Here is an 18344-nt window from a genome sequence, read left to right on the forward strand (position 1 = left end):
CGCACCATCTCAGACGCACCATCTCAGACCATCCCCAACCCCGAAGGATGTCCCATGTCAAAGACGACTCGACCCGGTCTTCCTGCCGAGAATCTCAGCCCGCGCGGCATCTCCCGCCGGAGCCTGCTTGGCGGCACAGCCGCGGCAGCGACCGCCCTCGCCCTCGGCGCCTGTTCCCCCGGTTCGGCCGGCACGCCCGGCGCTCAGAAGTCCGTCGCCGGCGGTGGCGGCTCGGAAGGTTACGACGGTCCGGCCGTCTCGCTTGCCTTCTGGAACGGACTCACCGGCGGTGACGGCCCGATCATGCGGAAGCTGATCGACGAGTTCAACTCCCAACACGACAACATCAAGGTCAGCATGACCGCGATCGCCTGGGCCGAGTACTTCCAGAAGCTGCCGGCCGCGGTCAGCAACGGCAAGGCGCCCGAGATCGGTCTGATGCACGCCGATGACCTCGCCACCAACGCCGCCCGTCAGGTCATCATCCCGATGGACGACGTCGCCTCGGCACTCAAGCTCACCGAGAACGACTTCCCCACCATCGCGTGGAAGGGCGGCCTCTACCAGGGCAAGCGTTACGGCATCCCGCTCGACGTCCATCCCGCCGGCCTCTTCTACAACAAGAACGTCCTGGAGAAGGTCGGGGCAGATCCGGAGAAGCCGCCGACGACCGGGGACGAGCTGATGGCGATCCTCGACAAGTGCAAGTCCAAGGGCGTCCACGGCATGTGGACCTCCGCGCTCAGCGTCAACGGCCTGGAGTCGCAGACCCTCGTCTACCAGTACGGCGGAAAGATGGTCAACGACGACGGCATGTCCGTCGGCTTCGCCGAGCAGCCCGGCGCCGACGCGATCAACTGGTGGAAGGGACTGATCGACAAGGGTCACAGCCCGAAGAATGCCGCTGCCGACGGCAACTTCGTCTCGTTCACCAACGACAAGGCCGCGTTCATGATCAACGGGCCGTGGAATACGACTCCGCTGAACGCGATCAAGAAGTTGAAGTGGGGTGCCGCGCCGGTGCCGAACATCGGCGGCACCCAGGCGGTGTGGGCGGGCTCGCACCAGTTCGTGCTGCCGCGTCAGTTGAAGACCGACGAGAACAAGGCCGTCGCCTCCCGGGTGTTCGTCAACTGGATCTCACAGCAGTCGATGGGCTGGGCGGACGCCGGCATGGTTCCGGCGCGCAACTCGGTCCGCGAGGATCCCGAATTCCAGACCAAGGGCGCAGTGCTCGAATTCGCCAAGCAGCTCGACTACATCCACTTCGTGCCCCCGATCGCGGGTGTGAACGACGTCCTGCCGGAGTGGACGACGGCGACCAGCGAGGCGATGCTGGGCAAGAAGGAGGTCCAGGCGGCGCTGGATCAGGCCAAGGAGCGGGCGAACAAGATCTTGGTCTCGAACAACAAGAAGTACGGATGAGCGCCACCGCGACCACGGCTCGTACGAAGGTCGATCCGGCCGTCGATCGGCCGGCCGGACGGCTCCGCGTGCATGCCTGGTTCACCCCGTACCTCTTCCTGTTGCCCTACCTGGCACTGCTGACGACCTTCGTCCTGGTCCCGGCGGTGTTCGGGATCTGGGTCAGCCTGCACGACTGGGACTTCATGCTGCCCAACAAACCGTTCATCGGGCTGCAGAACTACGTCGATCTGTTCACTCCCGATTCGGTGACGTTCCCGGAGTTCTGGAACGGCATGAAGGCGACCGCGATCTTCACCGTCGCGAGTGTGCCGTTCCTGGTCCTGATCCCGCTCGGCATCGCGCTGATGCTGAACCGGGTCTTCCCGGCGCGGTCACTGCTGCGGGCGATGATCTTCGCGCCGTTCGTGCTGGGCATCGCGGTTGTCGGCGTGCTGTTCCGCTATCTGCTCGACTCCCAGTTCGGCTTGATCAACTGGTTCCTGGGCCTGTTCGGCATTCCGCCGGTCGGCTGGACGCAGACCCAGCCGTGGGCCTGGGTGGCACTGGTCGGCATGACGGTCTGGTGGACGCTGGGGTTCAACGCGGTGATCTATCTCGCCGGCCTGCAAGGGATTCCGCGCGATCAGTACGAAGCCGCCGCAATTGACGGCGCGGGCTCGTTCGCCAGATTCATCAATGTCACGCTGCCGGGGCTGCGCAACATCCTCGTCTTCATCATCACCACCACGGTGCTGGCGAGCGCCAACATGTTCGGCCAGGCCTATCTGGTCACCAACGGCGGTCCGGGCGACAGCACCAGGACGGCGATCATGGTCATGACTCAGGAGGGTCTGCGGGCGTTCAAGATGGGCTCCGCGACCGCGATGAGCTATCTGCTGGCGATCTGCCTGGCCGTCGTCTCGGTGATCAACTTCATGGTGCTGCGCGAGCGGGAAGGCGGCAAATGACCAGCACACGAGTAGAACCCCAACCCTCCGCACTCGCAGGCGGTGCGTCCGGCAGCGTTCGGCGCCGTCGTGCCTATCGGCAGGAACGCAACGGCCCGTTCTTCTGGGTCGGCATCGTCATCCTCGCGTTGATCTTCGTGATCCCGTTGCTGTGGATGTTCCTGACGTCGTTTCGCACGGTCGAGGACTCCCGCCGGATTCCGATCTCGCTGATCCCCGATCAGTTGACCCTGCGCGCCTACAAGCTCCTGTTCGCCGACGAGCAGAATCCGGTCTTCACCTGGGCACTGAACTCGTTGATGGCGGCAGTCGGTCACGCGGTTCTCGTCCTGGTGGTCGCATCGATGGCCGCGTTCGCCCTGGCTCGAATGAAGTTCCCGGGGCAGAAGGTGATCTTCGGCATCATCATCGCGACCATGTTCGTACCGGGCTTCATCTTCCTGATGCCCAACTATCTGATGATGGACAGGCTGGGCTGGCTGGACACGTTGATCGCCTTGATCGTGCCGGGAGCTGCCGGAGCATTCGGTGTGTTCTTCCTCCGGCAGTTCTTCCTCGCGATTCCCCGTGAGTTGGAGGAGAGCGCCCGGGTCGACGGTGCCAACAGTTGGCAGATCTTCACGCGGATCATCCTGCCGATCTCCAAGCCGGGCCTCGTCACCCTGGGCGTGCTCGCCTTCCTCGGGAACTGGAACGACTTTATCTGGCCGATCTTCGTGTTGTTCTCGCCGGAACGGCTGACCCTGCCGGCCGGATTGTCAACCCTGCAAGGGGCCTACAACATCGACTACCCGGTGATCATGGCCGGCGCCTCGGTGGCCGCGATCCCGGTGTTGATCTTGTACGTGTTCGTCCAGCGATACGTGATCGAGGGGGTCGCCACCAGCGGATTGAAGGGCTGAGGCTCGGTCGACGTTCGCGATCCCAACAGCAGAAGGGGATGCCCCGGATTCGGAGCATCCCCTTCTGTCGTGCTGTGCGGCGAGGTGATCAGCCGGCGGCGGCCATCACTTCGTCGGAGGCGTCGAAGTTGGAGTAGACGTTCTGCACGTCGTCGGAGTCCTCCAGCGCGTCGATGATCTTGAACAGCTTCTCCGCGGTGGGCGCGTCGATCTCCTGGGTGAAGGAGGGGACGAACGAGACCTCCGCGGACTCGTAGTCGATGCCGGCGTCCTGGACCGCGGTCCGGACCTTCACCACGTCGTTCGGGTCGCAGATGATCTCGAACGACTCGCCGAGATCGTTGACGTCCTCGGGATCGGCGTCCAGGGTCGCCTCCAGCAGGTCGTCCTCGGTGATCGTCCGGGTCGTCTGCTCCCGACCCTCGCCGCTGCTCTGCTCCTTCTCGACCACCACCACGCCCTTGCGGTCGAACATCCGCGCGGTCGAGCCGGCGTCGGCCATCGTGCCGCCGTTGCGGGTGACCGCGACCCGGACGTCGGAGGCGGAACGGTTGCGGTTGTCGGTCAGGCACTCGATCAGCATCGCGATCCCGGCCGGACCGTACGCCTCGTACATCAGCGTCTCGTAGTCCGCGCCGCCGCCCTCGGCACCGGAGCCGCGCTTGACCGCGCGGTCGATGTTGTCGTTGGGTACGGAGTTCTTCTTTGCCTTCTGGATGGCGTCGTACAGCGTCGGGTTTCCGCCAGGATCACCGCCACCAACGCGAGCCGCCACCTCGATGTTCTTGATCAGCTTGGCGAACAGCTTGCCGCGCTTGGCATCGATCACGGCCTTCTTGTGCTTCGTGGTCGCCCATTTGGAGTGTCCTGACATAGCCCCCGAGTCTAATCCGGGAGGCCCCCAGGCACACATCCGCCCGCATCCGGAGCGAATCTGCGGATCCATGGTCCTGCCGCCCTACCGAACTCCCGGTGATCAGATCATTCCAGCTCGACACGCCGAGTGACGCACGGATCCGCAGAGCCAATGCAGCCCAACTTGGCCGGCTACGACGCATACCCTCGGCAGATCCGCCTCGGCGCTCGGCGTGTCCGCCCGGCTCCCTCAATCACGGCGTGCTCGACTCCCGGGATGGGCTGTGGATGACTGCGCCAGGGTCTCCTCCAGGATCATCGATCCTGATCGGATGACACCCCCGTCCCGGTTCGATCAGGAGATCGAACTCGCCCGCCGTCCGGTCAGCGCGGCCGACCTGGCTCGTTACGGGATCGGGCGCGGTTCACGCCGCCGTACGGCCCTACGCAGGGTCAGCGGGGACGCTACGCGCCGGCCGTGGAGCGGCTCACCGTCACTCAGCGGATCGTGGACGCCGCAGCGCGGCTCCCGTCGGATGCGGTCATCGGCGGCTGGGCGGCCGCGTACGCCTTGGGCGCCGAGATGCTCGACGGGTGGACGCGCGGACGCGCCTGATGCAGCCGGTCGACTGCGTGAGCGAACAGCTGAGACGGCGCTCGACCTCCGAGCTTCGATATCACCGATCGTCACTGCGGTCTGAGGACACGGTGGAGCGCGGCGGACTGCGGCTGACCGGCGCGGTCAGGACGGCGATCGACGGCGCGCGCTGGGCCGACTCGCTGGAAGAGGCGGTGGTGTTCCTGGATGCGATGGCGGCCGCGAAGTTGATCACCATCGACGACCTCAGGGCCGGTCTGACTGAGCACCGGTGCCGGACCGGTGTCGGTCAGGCGGCGGAAGCTGTTGATCATGCCGAGTACGGGGTGCGCAGTCCCTGGGAAACTCGACTGCGGGCCTGTTACCGGCTTGAGGCCGGGTTGCCGGGGCCGTGGATCAATGTGCCGATCTTCTCTACGACACAAGATTTTCTGGGCATCGCCGACCTCTTCGATCCGTATGCCGGTCTGGTGTCGGAATTCGATGGCGACGGGCATCGAGACCGGCGGCAGCACCACGTCGACAACGTCCGTGAGGAGCGCTTCGAGTCGGTGAACCTGACAGTGGTGCGTACCGACAGCCTCGACCTGAACATCATCACCAACCCCGATCGTCGCCCGCTGGTCCGACGGCTGCGGGATGGTTATCGCCGCGGCTGCGCGCGAGATCCGAACCGGGACGAATGGACCGTTGTCGTTCCCGACTGGTGGCGCGGCAGGATTCCCGGCGCCGAGGTCTGAATCCACCGGGATCCGGTGACGACGCGACGTACCCGCGCCGACACGCCGATCATCGCGCGGATCCGCTGCGTGAATGCGCCGGTACGGGCCGAACTCGGGTGCACTGGCTCTGCGGATCCGCGCGGCGTACGGCGTTTCGGCGGTGACCGGGGTGCCGCGGTGACCCCATCCACGCTACGGGCTGTCGATACGGGCGTACATCACCTGGGTCTCGCCGCGGTGGTAGCCGAGGCGGGTGTAGAGACCGAACGCGCCGGTTGGGTTGTCGGTGTCGACGCCGAGCCCGGCACCGTCCAGCCCGGCATCGGCGAACGAGCGCATGGAGGCGATCAGCAGGGCCTTGGCGATGCCGCGGTTTCGCCAGTTCCGGCGGACCCCGAGCCGGTCGGTCCAGCCTTCGCGATAGCCCTGGAACTCCCAGTCCTGCGGATAGGCGGCGTTCATCGCGTAGCCGGCGACCTCGCCGGACGCGTCGTCGAGCGCGACCCAGGACCACTCCGTACGCGTCGAGGAGGCGGCCAGCCGCTCCTGCCAGCGGACCTGCGGCACCGGCTGCGATCCCCAGTGGTCGGCGAACGCCTCGTTGTGCGCCTGCCGGACCTGTTCGCTGACCGTGACCCGGAACGGTTCCAGCCGGATCCCCGGCAGCCGCGGCACCGCGGGCACCCCGGAGTCGAGCTGTTCGAACTTCAGCGACATGTCGGCGAACCAGCGGACCGCGGAGAATTTGCGGTCGCAGACCAGTTTGGCCCGATCGGTGAACTTCTCCTCCACCGGCACCGTCAGCTGCAGCGGACCGTGCTCGGCGCTGCGGGTCTGCGCATCCCATTCGGCCGCCCGGGCGAGCTCCCAGTCCAGCAACTCGTGCCCGATGCCACGGCGCCGCCAGCCCGGGTGTACGCCGCCGTCCAGGAAGACCCGGCGCGGGTTCACGTCGGCCGGGAACGGATGCACCCAGCCGTACGCGACCACGACGCCGCCCCGATCGCGACCGATCCGCGCGTTGTGCTCGGGGTCGGCGGCGGACTCGGCGAACGCCTCCTGCAACTCCTCCAGGGTGTGCCGTTCGGCCGGATCGTCGAAGTGCTCGATCGCGGTCAACAGGCCACTGACCTCGGGCAGCTCGGCCTCGGTAAGGGGCGACCAGTCGACCCCGTCGACCCGGCCCAGTGCGGGCGGCGCCGGTCTTGATCGTGCCACTGGTGATCGCCCCGTTCCCATACCTCAGCCGGACGTTCCCGGCTGAGCCTCAACGCCAGATCTTCGCGCGCCGGCGACGTCCACCAGCTCGCGGCGACTGACTCTGCTCCCAGATCCGGCGCCAGCTTCCCGGCGGCGGTTCGGCCTGCTCCAGCTGCGTCGCTGCGGCACCCGGCGCTGCGGTGTCCGCCGTCTGCCCTTTCAACACCCGCTGGGTCTGCCACCAGGTGCCCCGGTCCTCGGCGATCAATCCGGCGACCACCGTACGGATCCGCTCGGTGAACGCCTCCGCCGACTCGTCAGCGGCCGCCGTCATCGCCGGGCCGAAGCGCAGGCTGATCCGGGTACGAGTCCGGCCGGCCGGGCCGGCCTGCCGGCTAGGCCACCCGTGTCCCCGTGGCATCGCGGCGAAACTGCCGCGAATTCCCACGGGCAACACCGGGACCCGGTGCTCGATCGCCAATGCGGCCGCGTCCAGCTCGAAAGTACCCAGATAACCGTCGGTGGAACGGCCGCCCTCGGGGTAGATCACCACGCTCCAGCCCGCCGCCAGCAACTCGGCCGGCGTCTGGGTGCGATTCCGGCCCGACGGGACCTGCCCCGACCGGACCTGGGCGAACGTGTTGAATGCGATCGCCGTGGCCGCCGCCTGCCAGCTCGAGCTGAAGGAGTCGTCGGTGGTGACCGCGACCCCGGTCCGTTCGCGCCGCCGGGCGGGCAGAGCATCCAGCAGCAGCGGCGTGTCCAGGTGGCTGGCGTGGTTGGCGACGATCACCGCGGGTCCGCAGAGAGCGGCAGCGTCCTCCAGCCCGCCGACGTCGAGGTGCACCTCAGCATGCAGCAGCGGCCGGATCGCGATCGCGTGCAGCGCCCGCCGGGCCAGCCGGATCGGCAGCCGGCGCGGCCAGTCCGCAGCCGGCCGGCCGATCCGTACGAGCACCCGATCCAGTGCGGACGAGGTCACGTCACCGCTCCGAGGGCGTTCGGCGGTGTGTGCAGATAGCGGATCCGCGGCGTCCGGCCGACGGTGGCCGAGGTGATCTCCAGCGCATCGGCCAGGGTCGACGCGGCGCGGAAACCGAGCCGTTCGGCGCTGCCGCGATCAGCGCCGACGAACACCACGTCGCCGAGCCGCTGCACCGCCGCCGCCAGCTGATACCACAGGTGGAACGGGTGCAGCCCGTGGAAGGCCTGCGAGGTGCGGTAGAGCTGGACGTACCACGGGTCGTCGGCGAACTTGTCCTCGAACCGCTCGGCCAGTTCCGCGGCGTCGGTGGTGGTCGGCAGCACGTCGGCGAAGAAGTCGATGGTGGCCGGATGATGCAGCGAGCTGAAGTCCTGCGCCAGCGGGTGGTAGACGATCACCGCTCCGCCGTCGCGGACCAGTGGCTGATCGGTCGCCGACTGGTAGCTGAAGCCGAGCGCGTGCCAGGCCGCGAGCACCGGGTCGGTCACCGACTGCACGCTGTACGGGGTCGCGGCGGGCACGCCGAGCACCAGCACGTCGGCCTGTCCGGTCACCTCGACCTGCTGCTGCTCCAGCACTCGGCTGCGGCTGGCAGCGGCCACCGCCTCCGGCGCGCCGGCGGTGACCTGGGTGACGCCGTACCCGGATTCGAGCCGGGCGTTCAGCAATCGGGTGTAACGGGCCGGCGCGAGCGCGGTGATCCGGCTCAGCCCGAGCAGCTTGGCCTGAGCCGACCAGCTCCACTCCCACTCCCGCTTGCCGAGGAAGTCGACCGACGACGGGTAGTTGTCGTTGTCGAGCACCGCCTCGACGGCGAACACGTCGACCGCGGCGGCAACCGCCTCCCCAGCGCGGCGCCGATGCTCGGCGGACCCGCTGAGCACGGCATCCAGCCCACGTTCGGCGCGGATCGAGCCGACCGATCCCAAACCGGCGGTCACCGCCGCCAGCCCGTCGCCGGGCAGACCCCCCTGACCGATGCCGTGCACCAGGTGCACCATCACCAACAGGTCCGATTCGGCCACTCGGGAGTTGATCGCTACCTCCGCGCCGGCGTCGGAGCCGGCCTCGGATGCGGGCGTCAGCACGGTCAGCCGGCCGCGGTTCTCGGCGTCGTGGTTGGTCAGTTTGCCGTCGGCGTAGAGGGACCGGAACACCCGCTCGCCGAGCAGCTGCCGCAACTCGGCCTCGGTGTTGCGCCGGTTCAGCCCGTTGGCGCAGATCAACTCGACGTCGTCCACACCCGCGGCCGCGGCCTGGATCAGGACGCGTTCGATGATCCGGCCGCGGACGTCCGGCGTCCGCAGCGGCGGCGTCGCGGCCACGTCGTCGAAGGCGATGGTCAGCTTCATCCCGGGCCGCAGCCGGGCGGCCAGCGGCTCGGTGCCTTCCGGATCGGCCAACGCCAGATCGATGGCGCCGACCAGGTCGTCCAGCCGAGCCAGTGACTCGGCCGGGTAGACCACCTCGGTGCCGAGCGGGAACCGTTCCAGCCGAGCCCGCGGGCCGTCGGCCACCAACAACGGTGGCGTCCGGTCGTCAACCTCGAGTACGAAGCCTGGGCGCGCCATTCAGCGGTCTCCCCTCAATTGGATTGCCACCCTCACAGGGCCAGATTTCTTGATCATGCCGATCCGCCCAGTTGCGGCGGAGGTGCGACATCGCGATCCCGCCGCAGGAAGGTGCCGCTCCAGCGGGGGTCCTGCGGGCGGATCTTCCACTCCACGCTGGTCCACTGGTTGGCCGCGGCGGCCCGCATCAGCGGCACGTCCGGGCTGACCACCACCGGGCGGCCGACCACCGACAGCATGGCCAGGTCGGAATGGCTGTCGGCGTAGGCGTAGCTCTTGGTCAGGTCGATCCCGTGCAGGGTGGCGTAGTGGTTCAGCCAGGCGGCGCGGGACTCCCCGACCATCGGCGGCCCGGTCAGGAAGCCGGTGCAGACGCCGTTCTCGTCGGTGGCCAGATCGCTGGCAACGATCACGTCGAACAGCGGTTGCAGTGGCCGGGTCAGCGGACGGATCGCACCGGTGATCAACACCGTGGCGTGCCCGGCCGCGCGATGTTCCCGGGCCCGCCGGACCGCGTCCGGCGACAGCCGGGACAGGATCTCCCGGGCCAGCTGGGTGTCCACGAACTCCTCCAACGCGGCCAGATCGGCGCCGGCGTAGCGGCGGTAGATCGTCCGCAGGAACATGCCCCGGTCGACCCGCTCGGCCCGCAGATAGCTGGGCAGCTTGCGCAGGATCGAACCCGCCTCCCGGACCCGACCGATCGGAGCAAGATCAGGAAGTTTGGTCCACAGGTACTGCTCGATCACGTTGGTCGACATCACCGTGCCGTCAAGATCAAAAGCGGCCAGCACCGTACCCGGCTCGTCCCTGCTCTTGCTCAGATCGGTGAACGTGGTCGGCCGCGCGCCGCGACGCCGACGCAGCGCCTCCAGCCGTCGTACCGGAGCCACCACCGACGGGATGTGCAGCTCCTGCATGTACTCGTACCAGTCGAAGTCGGCCGTGTCGAAGCTGAACGTGTCTTGATCATCGGGGTGCAGCGAGCGGGTGAGCCGCAGCGTGTTGTCGTCGACGAAGTGCAGCTCGGACTGGGCGTACTCGTTGTAGAGACCCAGATAGGACCGCAGGAAGTCGATCCGGGACCGAAAACGATCAAGGTCCTTGGCGGCCTTGCGGGTGCGTTCTGATCTTGGTGCGAACTTGATCATCCGGTCGGCGATCGCGTGCCCGCGTTCGGACCGGGACAGGAAGCGTTCGATCGACGCCGCACCGGGGAACTGCCACTGCGGCAACGCCGGTGCGCCCCGCTCGCCGGCGATCAACGGATGCTCGGTGAAGTAGCCGTTGACGTAGGTGTAGAACTGCTGGAAGGTGAGCGGATTCCGGGCGCCGCTGGAGACGTGGTAGTACTCGCAGACGCCGACGTGCGGCTCGGTCGCGGCCACCGCGATGGTCGCGTTCACCACGTAGTCGCAGGGCACCACGTCGCAGATCGCCTCCGGTGAGGCGGGGAATTCGGGCAGCTCGCCGCGGCCGTAGGCCAGGATGATCGGCTCGGCCATCTTGAAGCCTTCGATCCAGCCCGGGTACGGATGCTTGATCGACGACTCGACGATCGCCGGCCGGACGATCGAGGCCCGGATGTGGGCGCACTTCTCGGCCACCAGCTTCTCGCCGAGAGCCTTGGTGAAGGTGTACGCGTCGGTCCAGCCGAGCGAGCGGGCACGTTCGGTGCCGGCGTCGACCAGCTGCTTGGCCACCCACTCCTTGCGTCGGCGTTCGGTGTCTGCGGCGGTGATCAGATGGCCGGCGGCGCGATGCTCGCGCTCGGCCTCCTTGCGGAACTTGGTCAGCTGATCGGCGGTCCGGGAGGCGTTCTCGATCTCGGCCGCCATCGCCAGCCCGGCCTTCATCTCGGCCTCGTAGTCGATGTCGTGGGCATGCGGCGCCTCGCCGATCGCGCCACGACGACGGCCGGCGGTGTACGCGGTGGAGACGTGCACGTAGTGCGGCATCCGGGTCAACTCGCCGTCCGGCCCGGTGCAGGACTCCAGGAACCGGTCGATCAGTGCGCCGGTGCCGATCAGGTTGGTGTTGAACGCGCGGTCGATCGGCGGGTCGAAGGACACGTCACCGGCGCAGTGGATCAGTACGTCGAGGTCGGTCGGCAACTTCGGCACGTTGGGCAGGTCGCCCTCGATCACGTCCACCCGGGCGTCGATGAGACCCTCCGGACCGCCGTACGGCTCGGCGAGGTCTTTGAAGATCTTCTTCTTCACCACGCTGATCGTGCGGGCCCGGGCGGTGGCCGAGCCCTTGCGCCGGACCAGCACCGCGGCGGTGGTGTCGGGCAGGTCGTTGAGAATCTTCCACAGCAGCTGTTCGCCGATGAAACCGGTGACGCCGGTGAGCATGATCTTCTTGCCGGCCAGCAGATCCTTCAGCCGACCGTCCAGCGTCGGCGCCGGATGCTCGGCCTGGGTCGCCCCCTGCAGCGGCGTGCCGAACGCCTCCGCCGGTGCGCTGCTCATCGTTCCCCATCCTGGGCTGCAATTGCCAGGGCATCGGAGAGGGTGAAGTTGCCGACGTAGAGCGCGGTGCCGATGATGGCGCCCTCGACGCCGATGCCGACCAGATCCCGCAGCGCGGCGATGTCGTCCAGGGCGGAGATGCCGCCGCTGGCCACCACCGGCTTGTCGGTTCGGGCGCAGATCGAGCGCAGCAGGTCGTAGTTCGGACCCTTCAGCATGCCGTCGCTGTTGACGTCGGTGACCACGTAGCGGGCACAGCCGACAGCGTCCAGCCGCTCCAGCATTTCGTACACGTTTCCGCCCTCGGTGGTCCAGCCGCGCGCGGCCAGGGTCTCGCCGCGGACGTCCAGTCCGACCGCCACCCGGTCGCCGTACTGCTTGATCACAGCCTCGCACCATTGCGGCCGCTCCAGGGCGGCGGTGCCGATGTTGACCCGGGCGCAGCCGGTGGACAGGGCCCGTTCCAGGCCGGCGTCGTCGCGGATGCCGCCGGACAGTTCGAAGCGCAGGCCGGAGATCTTCGCGGTCTCGGTGATCACCCGGGCGATCACGTCGGCGTTGCTGCCCCGGCCGAACGCCGCGTCCAGGTCGACCAGGTGGATCCACTCGGCACCGGCCTCGGCCCAGCGCGCAGCGGCGGTGATCGGATCGCCGAAGACCTTCTCACTCCCGGCCTTGCCCTGGACCAGCTGGACCGCCTGTCCGCCGGCGACGTCGACGGCCGGTAGCAGTTCCAACGGGGGCTGCTGCACGGTGTGCGTACGGGGCGCGCTGTCGTTCGGCATGGGCACCAGCAGACCCTATCCGAGATAGCGCTCTGCACTCACCTTCGTACATCCCTGCGAACCAGCCTCGGCAAGCCGGTCAGCCGTGCACCCGCTCCGAGGACCGCCACGACGACAGCCGCCGATGCCGGCGGCGGACGAGGCGGCGAGCCAGGTCGAACCCGAGCGGCACCGCCAGGCTGAGGAAGCCGGACAGCGGCGAGAATCCGATCACCCCGAACAGCATCACCGCCGCGATCCCGGCCAGCACCGGCACCGGTAGCTGGCCGCGCGCTCGTTCGAGCTCGACGACGGCCAGCCCGAACGCCATCGCCAACACGCCGAACACGGTGAACCAGAAGTTCTCCGTCCGCTGCTCGGGCCCGGTCGAGATCCAGGTGACGATGCCGAGGGTGGTGTGCGCTGCGCCGATCACGATGATCATGATCCCGGCGATCGGACGCGTTTTTGAATTCATATTCATTAACCTGTCACGCCAGTCGCTTCTCGGCAAGCAGTTATCGGCGCCGGCCCCGGTGAGACCGGACACACCGGCCGTAGGATGCGGGCGTGCCGCGCCCCCGCCGATTTACCGATGATCAGGTCCTGGACGCGACCCGTGACCTGCTGGCCGATCCGCAGATCACCCGACCGACCATCGCCCAGATCAGCCGCCAGTCCGGCATTCACACCGGATCGATCTACCTGCGGTTCGCGTCTCGCGACGAGCTGCTGGCCCGGCTCTGGCTGCGGTCGATCCAGCGATTCCACGTCGGTCTGATCGAGGCGCTGCAGGCCCCCGACCCGCTGGTGCAGGCGGCGCTGCATCAGTCCCGTTACTGCCGGGCGCACCCGACCGAGGCGCGGGCGATGAAGATGTTCCACCGCGAGCAACTTCTCGGCATCGGCCCGGCCCAGTTGCAGGACGACCTCCAGCACGTCAACGACGCGATGAACGCCGCCTTCGGCGACGCCGTCGAGGCCACCTTCGGCTCCCGCGATCCACAGCTGCAGGCGTGGGCCTACACCGCGGCGAAGGCGATCCCGTACGGGTTGATCCGCGACTTCATTGCCCACGCCCAGCCGATCCCGGACTGGATCGACGACATGGTCCAGGCGGCAGTGTCCGCGGTCCTGCGATTGGAGCCGACGGCAACCTGACCCAGATCAGTTTGCCGCGAACCGGTCCGGGCGGAAGGTCTGAAGCAATGGGTCCGGCACTCGGGTGATCATCTCCTCGGCCAGCAGTTCGCCGGCGATCAGTGCGAGGGTTGCGCCGGAATGGGTGAAGGCGACCCAGCAGCCGTCGACCCCGGGCAGCGGTCCGAGCACCGGCTCACCGTCGGCGGGGATCGGCTTCGGGCCGTGGCCGACACCGAGCAGCTCCAGCTCGGGATGGCCGGCCAGCACCGTACGCGCCTCGGTCAGCAGCCCGTCGACGATCGAGTCCTGCACCTCGTACCGCCCGCCGGGGAGTCGGGTGATCTCCCGTTCCGACCAGCCGGAGTCCATCACCAGCGCGCCGGTCGGGGTCGGCCGGATCGACACGCGCGGGGTGTTCAACACCGACCGCAGCACGGTCGGGCCGCTCACCGGCCGAGCTCGGACCAGGGCTGCGATCGGGCTCTGCTCGGGCAATTCGAAGCCGAGTTCGGTGGTCAGCTGTGGTGTGCCCGCGCCGGCGGCCAGCAGCACCCGATCGGCCCGGATCCGCCGTCCGTTGCCGGTGATCACACCGCTGATCTTGCCGTCGCCGTGATCGACCCGACACTCACCGGCCCCGGTGATCACGGCACCGTCGAGGGCGAGGAATTCCTTCAGCAGTAGGGAAATCAGGCCGGGCAGGTCGACCCAGCCGTCCTCCGGGTTGAAGATCGCGCCCTCGTCCGCGACCGCGCAGGATCAACGCCGGGCACCGCCCTGGCAACCTCGTCCGGACTCAGCCAGCGACTCGGGTAGCCGGCTGAGGTTTCAAGATCATGACGAGCTCGGTACGAGTCACCCGGGCCGGCCCAGTTCAGGGCTCCGGTGAAGTGGACCTCGGCCTCGGGATGGTCGGCGGCGTAGCGCCGGTAGCGGTCCAGCCCCGACAGCCGCAGCCGGTGATAGGGCCCGTCGGACCGCGCGGCCGAGTTGAGCCAGGCCAGCGACCGTCCGGACGCGCCGTCGGCCGGATCGCCTGCGGTGACGAGCGTGACGTCTGCTCCCCGGCGCGCCAGCTGCACCGCAGTCGAGACGCCGATCACGCCGGCGCCGATGATCACGGTCGAGGACCCTGCCACATTGATCATGCCGAGATTCTGCCGTGTCGCGGACCGGTCCGGCTGCGCCGGGCTCAGTGCCCGACGCGGTACCGCAGATAGACGACGCCGCTGTCGAAGCGGCGTTCCTCGATCAGGTCCAGTCCGCTGCGGACGTTGGCGGGGAGGGCCGGTTTGCCGCCGCCGACCAGGATCGGCTGGATCAGCAGGCCGATCTCGTCCACCAGACCCGCCGCGATCGCCTGCCCAGCCAGTTCGGCGCCGCCGATGCTCAGGTTGGTGGCTGACGTCTGCTTCAAACGGCGAATCGCCCCGAGGTTGAAGTCCGTCTCGATCCGGGTCCGGGCCGAACCCACGGTCTGCAGGCTACGAGAGAAGACGATCTTGTCCGCGGCCCGCCACAACTGGGCGTAATCCCCCATCGCCGCCGGTTCGTCGGTGGTGTCGACGGTCTCCCAGAACACCATCGTCTGATACATCCGCCGGCCGTAGAGGTAACTGCCGATCGGCCGCTCGAGGTCGTTGAAGAACGCATGCACCTCTTCGTCCGGTGCCGCCCAGTCGAAGCCTCCGTCCGCGTCTTCGACGTACAGGTCGAGCGACGTGATCGCCGAGTAGATCAACTTCGCCATGCTCGATCGTCCTCGTTCCGCGTCTACAGGTGGATCCGGTCATCACACCATGCCGCCAGTACCCACGCCGGCCGCTGTAGGAGGTTCGAGGCGCCTCGGCCGGACACAGCCCGCCGGGCTGGGAATCGTGCAGCAAGCTCAAACGATCCGCGCTGTTCGCCGTTCGACGTCTTCGGAACGTGCCCATTCATTTGCACGAGTCGTCTGGATTCCGATGAGGTTCGACATGCAAACACTGATGCGGCCAATTGGGTGCCGGGCGGGTACCGACTGGTCAATCAATTTCGCCACTCATAGGATCCATTTGGATCCAGATCGGGCCGAAAGGACGAGGAGAGCTTTCTGCAACCCAGTCGCCGAATCTGTCGACACCGATTCGGTAGACGATTTTGCTCTCAAACATTTCGATCAGATTCAGCTCAAGCAACCCGCGAGCCATCTTGCGGGGCTCGTCCGGATGGCCGAGCGCCTCGACAGCAGACTCCTCCGTCGACGTCAGATAAGCCTCCAACCCAGCAGGAGACGCCACGAGGGTAGCTGGCTGATACAGATCGGACCCAACAACCATGAATTCATCTGCCGCGCCAAGTGGCTCGGTTGTGTAGCCCGCATCGGCCAGATCACTACGGAGGATGCTAATCTCGTCCATCACTACCCCTTGTCCGTGCATTGCTTGACACCCGGGTAGGCAGTAATCACGTTCCCAGACCCGTGAGCGATTTCGGTACGTGGTGTGTTCGAGCCGACCCGCTTACCAGTCCGCTTGTTGTACAGCCAGATAACGCAGCAATCCCGAGGCGGCTGAACGTGGAGGCGAGCAGACGTTTCATTCGACAGATCCAACCGAGAGTTCAGTGCGGTGTCAACGCCAGAACGTGTCGGACCTTGGATAGTCGCAGCCTCAGCGGCCAGGAAGCGATCATGGGCCTCGTCTGCCGCGCTGGTTGCCGGAGGGGTCATCCCGCTCATGGCCTGGCCACGGCCTCCAGTCCGTGGGTGCGGCGGGCGGTGGTGTTGACCGAGGTCAGGAAGCTCTCGGTCCGAGCGGCCGATCGACCACTACTGAGCCACTGCCGGTCAATGTCGCAGACCAGCACCTCGACGCTGGTGTCCCGCAATGCCACTGGCAGCGTGTGCACCACGGTGGACGGGAAGCTGATCACCCGTTCGGAGATCGGCCGCAGCCGGGCGAACAGTTCTAGCGGCAGGTCAGGCCGGATCACTGTCAGACCAAGATCGTTGATCTTGGCCAGCTTCTCCACCGACTCCCGCCGGTGCGCGAGATAGCGGCGTACGTCGTGAGCGGCGGCCAGTCGGCGTACGGCTTGCAGGTAATGATCTTCGTCCAGCACCGACGACTCGACCAGCGAGCTGCCGACCAGATCGGCACCCGGCAGCAACCGCGGCGGGCCGAATCGCTGCCGGGTCCAGCCAAGATCATTTCGGCGCACCAGCAACTGCGAGCTATGCACCGGCATCGCGGTGAACACCTCGGTCTGCGCGCTGCTCGAGCCGGCGAGCCGGCGCCGGGCGCGCGCGGCAAGCTGTCGATTCAGCGCAGTGGCCTGCGGGCTGCGATGCCAACGGGTCAGCGTGCCACCGTCGTTGATGATCTTGGTGAATTCGATCGTGGCACTGCCGTCGTCGACGACGACCAGCCGGCGACGACCGACGAAGTTGATCACCAACTGCAGCACCCCGGAGAACGGGTCGCCGATCACCACCGTCGCTGCCTGCGCCACGTGGGCTCGGATTGCCCGGAGGGCACGGATCCGAGCTCCGTGGCCGCCGCGGATCTCGTGCCAGGACACGGAGAATCCGACCTCGGTGGCCAACTCGGTCATCCGATCGAGCTGCACCCGGGCGGCGGGCTCCGGCGGCGGCAGGATCATGATCGACATCCCGGCGCCACAGGCAGCAGAGCGATTCCGCGAGTGTGCCCATTCGATCACGTTGAGCAGTTGAGCAGGGCTCTCCACCAGGGCCACCGCGCTGCGCCGATTCTTCATGATCAGGCGCTGACCAGCAGGGCTTCGGTCTCGGCCTGATCGGACTCGTTCCGCACCCGGCGCAGCTTCTTCATCGCGGCCAGCTCACCGGCGTAGATGTGCTTGACCCCGTCGCCGAGCGAGTCCTCGATCGCGCGGATGTCACGCACCAGCCGCTGCAGTCCCTGCGGTTCCACCGAGGCGGCCTGATCCGAGCCCCACATCGCTCGATCCAGGGTGATGTGCCGCTCCACCATCACAGCGCCGAGGGCGACCGCGGCCACCGTGGTCTGCAGCCCGGTCTCGTGGCCGGAGTAGCCGATCGGCACGTTCGGGAACTCGCGGCGCAGGGTGTCGATCATCCGCAGATTGAGTTCACGGTTCTTGGCCGGGTAGGTGCTGGTGGCATGCAACAAGACGATGTTGTCGCTGCCGAGCACCTCGACCGCGTGCCGGATCTGCCGCGGGGTGGACATCCCGGTGGACAGGATGATCGTTTTTCCGGTGGCCCGCAGTTTGCGCAGCAGCTCGTCGTCGGTCAGCGACGCCGACGCGACCTTGTGCGCGGGCACGTCGAACTGCTCCAGAAAGTCGACGGATTCGGCGTCCCACGGGGACGCGAACCAGGCGATTCCCTTGGCCTGGCAGTATTCGGTGATGGCGCGGTACTCGTCCGCGCCGAACTCAACCCGATGCCGGTAGTCGATGTAGGTCATCCGACCCCACGGGGTGTCCCGCTCGATCTCCCACTGATCCCGCGGGGTGCAGATCTCCGGGGTGCGCTTCTGGAACTTGACCGCGTCACAGCCGGCCTCGGCTGCCGCGTTGATCAGACCGAACGCGTTCTCCAACTCACCGTTGTGGTTGATGCCGATCTCGCCCACGACGTAGACCGGGTGCCCCGGGCCGACGATCTGGTGGCCGATCCTGCGGTTCGGGGTCGAGACGGGGCTCGGCGTCGAAACGGCGTTCGGGGTGGCGTCAGTCATGCTGGGTCCGTCCTTTGCTTCGATCATC

The 18344-nt window shown here is 67.4% G+C and carries 19 protein-coding genes; 6 read left to right on the forward strand and 13 right to left on the reverse strand.

The window, feature by feature from the left end; all coding sequences use genetic code 11:
- Nucleotides 1–54 precede the first annotated feature (54 nt).
- The 3 genes from FOE78_RS14285 to FOE78_RS14295 are packed head-to-tail and all read left to right on the forward strand — an operon-like array spanning nt 55 to nt 3277.
- Entirely contained in the window at nt 55–1425 is a 1371-nt protein-coding gene (locus tag FOE78_RS14285) for an ABC transporter substrate-binding protein (protein WP_143986890.1), read from the forward strand.
- Nucleotides 1422–2375 (forward strand): carbohydrate ABC transporter permease, encoded by a 954-nt coding sequence (locus FOE78_RS14290; RefSeq protein WP_143986891.1) that lies wholly within the window; start codon nt 1422–1424, stop codon nt 2373–2375. The genes FOE78_RS14285 and FOE78_RS14290 overlap by 4 nt, the downstream gene beginning before the upstream one ends.
- Complete coding sequence (locus FOE78_RS14295; protein ID WP_143986892.1) at nt 2372–3277, forward strand: carbohydrate ABC transporter permease; 906 nt, start codon at nt 2372–2374, stop codon at nt 3275–3277. Before FOE78_RS14290 ends, FOE78_RS14295 begins: the two co-directional genes overlap by 4 nt.
- Nucleotides 3278–3365: 88 nt before the next feature.
- Here the strand turns inward: FOE78_RS14295 and FOE78_RS14300 are convergent, their stop codons facing one another.
- Nucleotides 3366–4151: a YebC/PmpR family DNA-binding transcriptional regulator gene (locus FOE78_RS14300; RefSeq protein ID WP_143986893.1), complete on the reverse strand. Its 786-nt coding sequence runs from the start codon at nt 4149–4151 to the stop codon at nt 3366–3368.
- A gap of 459 nt (nt 4152–4610) precedes the next feature.
- Here FOE78_RS14300 and FOE78_RS23640 point away from each other — a divergent pair, with 459 nt between their 5' ends.
- Both FOE78_RS23640 and FOE78_RS14305 read left to right on the forward strand, forming a co-directional pair.
- Nucleotides 4611–4748: a hypothetical protein gene (locus FOE78_RS23640; protein ID WP_168207522.1), complete on the forward strand. Its 138-nt coding sequence runs from the start codon at nt 4611–4613 to the stop codon at nt 4746–4748.
- 92 nt (nt 4749–4840) lie between these two features.
- Complete coding sequence (locus FOE78_RS14305) at nt 4841–5470, forward strand: hypothetical protein (protein ID WP_143986894.1); 630 nt, start codon at nt 4841–4843, stop codon at nt 5468–5470.
- A 174-nt stretch (nt 5471–5644) separates the two neighbouring features.
- On the opposite strand, the gene FOE78_RS14310 is transcribed toward FOE78_RS14305, so the two are convergent.
- From FOE78_RS14310 to FOE78_RS14335, 6 genes are all read right to left on the reverse strand, one after another.
- Complete coding sequence (locus tag FOE78_RS14310; protein ID WP_168207523.1) at nt 5645–6670, reverse strand: GNAT family N-acetyltransferase; 1026 nt, start codon at nt 6668–6670, stop codon at nt 5645–5647.
- Between the two features lie 49 nt (nt 6671–6719).
- On the reverse strand, nt 6720–7634 hold the full coding sequence (locus FOE78_RS14315) for a lysophospholipid acyltransferase family protein (protein ID WP_143986896.1): 915 nt from the start codon (nt 7632–7634) through the stop codon (nt 6720–6722).
- On the reverse strand, nt 7631–9208 hold the full coding sequence (locus tag FOE78_RS14320; RefSeq protein WP_143986897.1) for a lactate racemase domain-containing protein: 1578 nt from the start codon (nt 9206–9208) through the stop codon (nt 7631–7633). The genes FOE78_RS14315 and FOE78_RS14320 overlap by 4 nt, the downstream gene beginning before the upstream one ends.
- Before the next feature lie 53 nt (nt 9209–9261).
- A complete protein-coding gene (locus tag FOE78_RS14325) occupies nt 9262–11682 on the reverse strand; it encodes an HAD-IB family hydrolase (protein ID WP_143986898.1) in 2421 nt (806 codons plus the stop codon).
- On the reverse strand, nt 11679–12467 hold the full coding sequence (gene priA, locus FOE78_RS14330; RefSeq protein ID WP_143988807.1) for a bifunctional 1-(5-phosphoribosyl)-5-((5-phosphoribosylamino)methylideneamino)imidazole-4-carboxamide isomerase/phosphoribosylanthranilate isomerase PriA: 789 nt from the start codon (nt 12465–12467) through the stop codon (nt 11679–11681). The genes FOE78_RS14325 and priA overlap by 4 nt, the downstream gene beginning before the upstream one ends.
- Before the next feature lie 79 nt (nt 12468–12546).
- Nucleotides 12547–12924 (reverse strand): DUF6463 family protein, encoded by a 378-nt coding sequence (locus tag FOE78_RS14335; protein WP_210414591.1) that lies wholly within the window; start codon nt 12922–12924, stop codon nt 12547–12549.
- 92 nt (nt 12925–13016) lie between these two features.
- Here FOE78_RS14335 and FOE78_RS14340 point away from each other — a divergent pair, with 92 nt between their 5' ends.
- A complete protein-coding gene (locus tag FOE78_RS14340) occupies nt 13017–13607 on the forward strand; it encodes a TetR/AcrR family transcriptional regulator (RefSeq protein WP_143986899.1) in 591 nt (196 codons plus the stop codon).
- A 6-nt stretch (nt 13608–13613) separates the two neighbouring features.
- On the opposite strand, the gene FOE78_RS24425 is transcribed toward FOE78_RS14340, so the two are convergent.
- The 6 genes from FOE78_RS24425 to FOE78_RS14365 form a co-directional block, all read right to left on the reverse strand.
- On the reverse strand, nt 13614–14321 hold the full coding sequence (locus FOE78_RS24425) for an NAD(P)/FAD-dependent oxidoreductase (protein WP_210415023.1): 708 nt from the start codon (nt 14319–14321) through the stop codon (nt 13614–13616).
- Complete coding sequence (locus tag FOE78_RS24430; RefSeq protein WP_210414592.1) at nt 14279–14737, reverse strand: NAD(P)/FAD-dependent oxidoreductase; 459 nt, start codon at nt 14735–14737, stop codon at nt 14279–14281. Before FOE78_RS24430 ends, FOE78_RS24425 begins: the two co-directional genes overlap by 43 nt.
- 44 nt (nt 14738–14781) lie before the next feature.
- Nucleotides 14782–15339 carry a dihydrofolate reductase family protein gene (locus FOE78_RS14350; RefSeq protein ID WP_143986900.1) on the reverse strand — a complete coding sequence of 186 codons (558 nt, stop codon included), beginning with the start codon at nt 15337–15339 and terminating at the stop codon, nt 14782–14784.
- A gap of 274 nt (nt 15340–15613) precedes the next feature.
- Entirely contained in the window at nt 15614–15988 is a 375-nt protein-coding gene (locus FOE78_RS14355) for a hypothetical protein (RefSeq protein ID WP_143986901.1), read from the reverse strand.
- Between the two features lie 316 nt (nt 15989–16304).
- Nucleotides 16305–17348: a hypothetical protein gene (locus FOE78_RS14360; protein ID WP_143986902.1), complete on the reverse strand. Its 1044-nt coding sequence runs from the start codon at nt 17346–17348 to the stop codon at nt 16305–16307.
- 2 nt (nt 17349–17350) lie between these two features.
- A complete protein-coding gene (locus tag FOE78_RS14365; RefSeq protein ID WP_143986903.1) occupies nt 17351–18316 on the reverse strand; it encodes an N-acetylneuraminate synthase family protein in 966 nt (321 codons plus the stop codon).
- Between the last annotated feature and the right edge of the window lie 28 nt (nt 18317–18344).

Origin of the sequence: Microlunatus elymi, from assembly GCF_007362775.1 — a bacterium.
GTDB lineage: Bacteria > Actinomycetota > Actinomycetes > Propionibacteriales > Propionibacteriaceae > Microlunatus > Microlunatus elymi.